The following is a 4,960-nucleotide window of genomic DNA, read 5'->3' on the forward strand; positions in this document are numbered from 1 at the left end:
AAAACCAGGCCACCGACCGCGCCTGGCGCATCGGCCAGGACAAGCCGGTGTTCGTCTACAAGCTGATCGCCAAGGGCACGCTGGAAGAAAAGATCCAGATCCTGCAACAGAAAAAGGCCGACCTGGCGCAATCGATCCTGGCCGAGGGCGAGTCGCACAAGATGGCGTTGACGCAAGAAGATTTGCAACAGATCTTTGCGCCGCTGCTGGAATAGCGCGGCTATACTAGGTGCATGTTTTTTCATTAACGTAAGCAACCATGCACACCGTCCCGCAACTGCTTGCCGAGCTTGAGGAAGCGCGCCGCGCCGAGGCGCGCCTGCGCCTGCTGCTCGAACACAGCGGCGAAGTGAGCTGGATGGCCGATTGCGCCAGCCTGCGCCTGACCTATCTGAGCCCGGCCGCCGGGCGCTTGTTCGGCTACGATCTCGACAGCGTCCAGCCGCTGGCCCAGGCGCTGCTGCATGACTTGCCGGCGCGGCTGGCGCGCTACCGGGGCGGCGACGCCAGCCGCCGCACCGTGCGGCGCGAATTCGACCAGGCGCATCGCGACGGCCGCGTCATCCCCGTGGAAATCGAGTCGACGCTGATCGATGCCGACGACGGCGGGCCGGCCACGCTGGTCGGCGTGGTGCGCGACATCAGCGCCCGCCGCGAGCAGGCGGTGCAGCAAAAGCGCTTCGCGGCGATGGTGTCGCACGAATTCCGCACGCCGCTGTCGACCATAGACGGCGCCGTCCAGCGCCTGGAAATGACGGGCGCCGAGCACGACGAAGGCACCCGCAAACGCTACCGCAAGATCCAGACCGCCGTCGACCGCATGCTGGCGCTGCTGGACGAGTACCTGTCGCCGGAGCGCATGGCCAGCATAGGCCGCCAGCGTCAGCCGGACGAAATCTCGCCCGAGGCGCTGCTGGAAGCGGCCGCCGAGCAGGCCCGCGCGCGCCGCGACCACATCATCGTGCGCTGCGCCGGCCTGCCGCCGTGGTTGCGCTGCGACCCCAACGGCATGCGCCTGGCGTTCGACATCCTCGTCGACAACGCGATCAAGTACACGCCGGACGACAGCAAGATCGAGCTGCTGGGCAGAAATGCGACAGAGGGCGGCATCGAGTTGCTGGTGCGCGATCATGGCGCCGGTGTTCCGGCCGACGAGCTCGACAAGGTGTTCGCGAAATCCTTCCGCGGCCGCAACGCCGCCGGGGTGGCCGGTTCCGGCCTCGGTCTGTATATGGCAAAGTCGGTGGTGGACGTGCACGGCGGCATCCTGAGCGCGCAAAATGTTTCTGAAAGCGGCGCAGAATTTCGGATTTGGCTGCCATGGTCCGCCGCCGCCGGGAAAAGCCTTGCGCCCGGCGGTGGCAACAGTGATAATTCCCTGACGCAAGTCCTCACGGGCGGCGCACAGGGCTGAGCGGGCTTGCTCGATAATCTTCGTAACGAATGGCGCATCAATGACGCAAATACTCATCGTGGAAGACAATCTGGACTTTGCCGAAGAGATGGCAGAGTTTTTGATCGAGCTCAAACACGAAGTGCACACGACGAACAATGCCGGCGACATGTGGTCCGCGCTGAGCCAGGGCAATGTCGGCGTGGTGGTGCTCGACCTGGGCCTGCCCGACGAGGATGGCTTCAACGTGATCCCGCGCATGCGCCAGCTGTACCCGCAGATCGGCTTGCTGGTGCTGACCGGCCGCGTCGCCTTCGACAACCGCATCCTCGGCCTGCGCCTGGGCGCCGACCATTATCTGACCAAGCCCATCAAATTCCAGGAGCTGGCCGCCCACATCGAGGCGCTGGACCGCCGCGTCGGCCCGCAGGAAACCGTGCCGCTGCCGAGCAAGTGGACGCTGAAAGTCAGCGCCCGCCAGCTGGAACTGCAGGGCATGGCCATCACGCTGACGGAAAAAGAGTGCAATTTCCTGCACTTGCTGACGATTAATACCCGTCCCGTGCCGCGCCAGGTGATCGTGGCCGGCATCGGCGGCGACGATCCGGATGCCGGCCGCCGCGTCGACATGCTGGTCTACCGCCTGCGCAAAAAAGCCAGAACCGGCCTCGGCCAGGACTTGCCGCTGCGCAGCGCCTACGGCGAAGGCTACAGCCTGTCCGCCAGCTTCAACCTGTCTTGAATAAATAGGGACGCGGTCGAAGGCGTCGGCCTTGCCGTGGAATTAATCGGGGACAGAGCGGTAAAAATTGGGTAGTATCGGGCTTCCACCCTATTGTTTACGCCATGGCCCGCCTGCCCCGCCTCATCGTCCCATCCCAGCCGCACCACGTCATCCAGCGCGGCAACAACGACCAGCAGATTTTCCAGGACGCCGAAGATTACCGCTCCTTCCTGGGCTGGCTGCGCGGCGCCGCCAAAACCTATAAAGTCGCCGTTCACGCCTACGTCCTGCTGCCCCATCATCTTCATTTGCTGGTGTCGCCGTCCGATGAAACGGGGCTGGCCCAGATGATGCAGTGGATAGGCCGTTATTACGTGCCCTACTTCAATCAAAAATATGGCCGCAGCGGCACTTTGTGGCAGGGCCGCTACAAAACCTCGCTGATCGACGCCGACAAATACTTCATGCCGTGCTGCCGTTACATCGAATTCAATCCTGTGCGGGCGGGATACAGCGGCGATGCGGCATCGTATCCGTGGTCGAGCTATGCCCATCACGCCGGTTTGCAAGCGGACAGCCTGATTACCGATCACGCCCAGTATTGGGCGCTGGGCAACACGCCATTCCAGCGCGAGGCGGCGTATATCGCGCTGACGGAGCAAGCGCTCACACCGGCGGAAATCGACACCATCAACAAGGCGGTGCTGAAGGGCTGGCCGCTGGGCTCGGATAAATTCAAGACCGAGCTGCAAAACCGCGTCAAGCGCCAGGTATTGCCGGCGAAGCGGGGCCGTCCGTTCAAGGTGGCCGGCTGAACCATTGTTGACTGCGTCATTTACAAGGTTTTCCGATACCTGGTGGGGATCACGATCACTATGTCCCCAATTAATTTTTTGAGCGACTGTGAATTTTTTAATTCGACTCCGACCCTAATTATTATTATTGAACTTTCTGCTGCATTGCACTACTCTGGCTTTTCGCTCAAAAACGCAGTGGAGAAGTCATGGAAGCCCAAGGTCTGTACGATCCGTCAAATGAACACGATGCCTGCGGCGTCGGTTTCGTCGCCCACATCAAGGGCAATAAAAGCCATTCCATCGTGGAACAGGGCCTGCTGATCCTGAAAAACCTCGATCACCGGGGCGCCGTGGGCGCCGATGCCTTGATGGGCGACGGCGCCGGCATCCTGATCCAGGTGCCGGACCAGTATTACCGCGACGAAATGGCCAAGCAGGGCGTGGAATTGCCGCCACCGGGCGAATACGGCGTCGGCATGGTGTTCCTGCCGAAGGAAAACGCCTCCCGCATCGCCTGCGAGCAGGAAATCGAACGCGCCGTGCGCATCGAAGGCCAGGTCGTGCTGGGCTGGCGCAATGTTCCCGTCGATTGCGACATGCCCATGTCGCCGACGGTGCGCGCCAAGGAGCCGGTGATACGCCAGATTTTCATCGGCCGCGGGCCGGACATCATGGTCACCGACGCCCTGGAGCGCAAACTGTATGTGATCCGCAAATCGTCCGGCCACGCGATCCAGGCGTTGAAGCTGCTCCATGGCAAGGAATTCTTCGTGCCGTCGATGTCGGCCCGCACCATCGTCTACAAGGGGCTGTTGCTGGCCGATCAGGTCGGCGTCTACTATAAAGACCTGCAAGACCCGCGCTGCGTGTCGGCGCTGGCGCTGGTGCACCAGCGTTTCTCCACCAACACCTTCCCGGAGTGGCCGCTGGCCCACCCCTACCGCCTGATCGCCCACAACGGCGAGATCAACACGGTCAAAGGCAATTTCAACTGGATGCGCGCGCGCGAGGGCGTGATGAAATCGGCCGTGCTCGGCGATGATTTGCAGAAGCTGTTCCCGCTGATCTACGAGGGCCAGTCCGACACCGCCAGCTTCGACAACGCGCTCGAACTGCTGCTGATGGCCGGCTACCCCATCGCCCAGGCGATGATGATGATGATCCCGGAAGCGTGGGAAAATCACGGCACGATGGACGACAATCGTCGCGCGTTCTACGAATATCACGCCGCGATGATGGAACCGTGGGACGGCCCGGCGGCCATGGCCTTCACCGACGGCCGCTACATCGGCGGCACGCTGGACCGCAACGGCCTGCGGCCCGCCCGTTACATCGTCACCGACGACGACCTGGTCGTCATGGCCTCGGAATCGGGCGTATTGCCGATTCCGGAATCGAAGATCATCCAGAAGTGGCGTTTGCAGCCGGGCAAGATGTTCTTGATCGACCTCGAAGCGGGCCGTATCATCGACGATAAGGAGCTAAAAGACACGTACGCCAACGCCAAGCCCTACAAGGCGTGGATCAACGCGGTGCGCATCAAGCTCAATGAAATCAAGCTCAGCGAAAGCCAGCTGGCGCACAACCGCGTCAAGTATTCGTCGGCGCCCGGCGAAAAAGCCGTCGCCTCCGTGCTCGACCGCCAGCAAGCGTTCGGCTACACGCAGGAAGACTTGAAATTCCTGATGGCGCCCATGGCCGCCGGCGAGGAGGCGACCGGTTCTATGGGCAACGATTCGCCGCTGGCCGTGATGTCGAACAAGCTCAAGCCGCTGTACAGCTATTTCAAGCAATTGTTCGCGCAAGTGACCAACCCGCCCATCGATCCCATCCGCGAAGCGATGGTGATGTCGCTGGTGTCGTTCATCGGACCGAAGCCGAATTTGCTCGATACCAATAATGTCAACCCGCCGATGCGGCTGGAAGTGTCGCAACCGATACTCGGCTTCGACGACATGGCGCGCCTGCGCGGTATCAGCCTGCATACGGGCGGCAAATTCAAGTCTTATGAGCTGAACATCTGCTATCCGGTCGCCTGGGGCAAGG

The 4,960-nt window shown here is 61.9% G+C and carries 5 protein-coding genes; all 5 read left to right on the forward strand.

Features of this window, described 5'->3' with window-relative positions; all coding sequences use genetic code 11:
- Window positions 1-215: DEAD/DEAH box helicase (locus tag Q0S71_RS08825; RefSeq protein ID WP_295994010.1), on the forward strand; the 215-nt coding region annotated here is incomplete at its 5' end.
- Window positions 216-259: 44 nt separating this feature from the next.
- On the forward strand, window positions 260-1,414 hold the full coding sequence (locus Q0S71_RS08830) for a PAS domain-containing sensor histidine kinase (RefSeq protein ID WP_295994011.1): 1,155 nt from the start codon (window positions 260-262) through the stop codon (window positions 1,412-1,414).
- Between the two features lie 40 nt (window positions 1,415-1,454).
- Window positions 1,455-2,135: a response regulator transcription factor gene (locus Q0S71_RS08835; protein ID WP_295994012.1), complete on the forward strand. Its 681-nt coding sequence runs from the start codon at window positions 1,455-1,457 to the stop codon at window positions 2,133-2,135.
- 104 nt (window positions 2,136-2,239) lie between these two features.
- On the forward strand, window positions 2,240-2,932 hold the full coding sequence (locus tag Q0S71_RS08840) for a transposase (protein ID WP_295994013.1): 693 nt from the start codon (window positions 2,240-2,242) through the stop codon (window positions 2,930-2,932).
- A gap of 188 nt (window positions 2,933-3,120) precedes the next feature.
- Window positions 3,121-4,960: glutamate synthase central domain-containing protein (locus Q0S71_RS08845; RefSeq protein WP_295994014.1), on the forward strand; the 1,840-nt coding region annotated here is incomplete at its 3' end.

It is taken from the genome of Rugamonas sp. (genome assembly GCF_025354735.1).
GTDB lineage: Bacteria > Pseudomonadota > Gammaproteobacteria > Burkholderiales > Burkholderiaceae_D > Rugamonas.

Bases quoted from the DNA above. Each gene is read 5' to 3' on its own strand.
- Q0S71_RS08830 (WP_295994011.1), top strand. From the start codon at position 260: ATGCACACCGTCCCGCAACTGCTTGCCGAGCTTGAGGAAGCGCGCCGC.
- Q0S71_RS08840 (WP_295994013.1), top strand. From the start codon at position 2,240: ATGGCCCGCCTGCCCCGCCTCATCGTCCCATCCCAGCCGCACCACGTC.
- Q0S71_RS08835 (WP_295994012.1), top strand. From the start codon at position 1,455: ATGACGCAAATACTCATCGTGGAAGACAATCTGGACTTTGCCGAAGAG.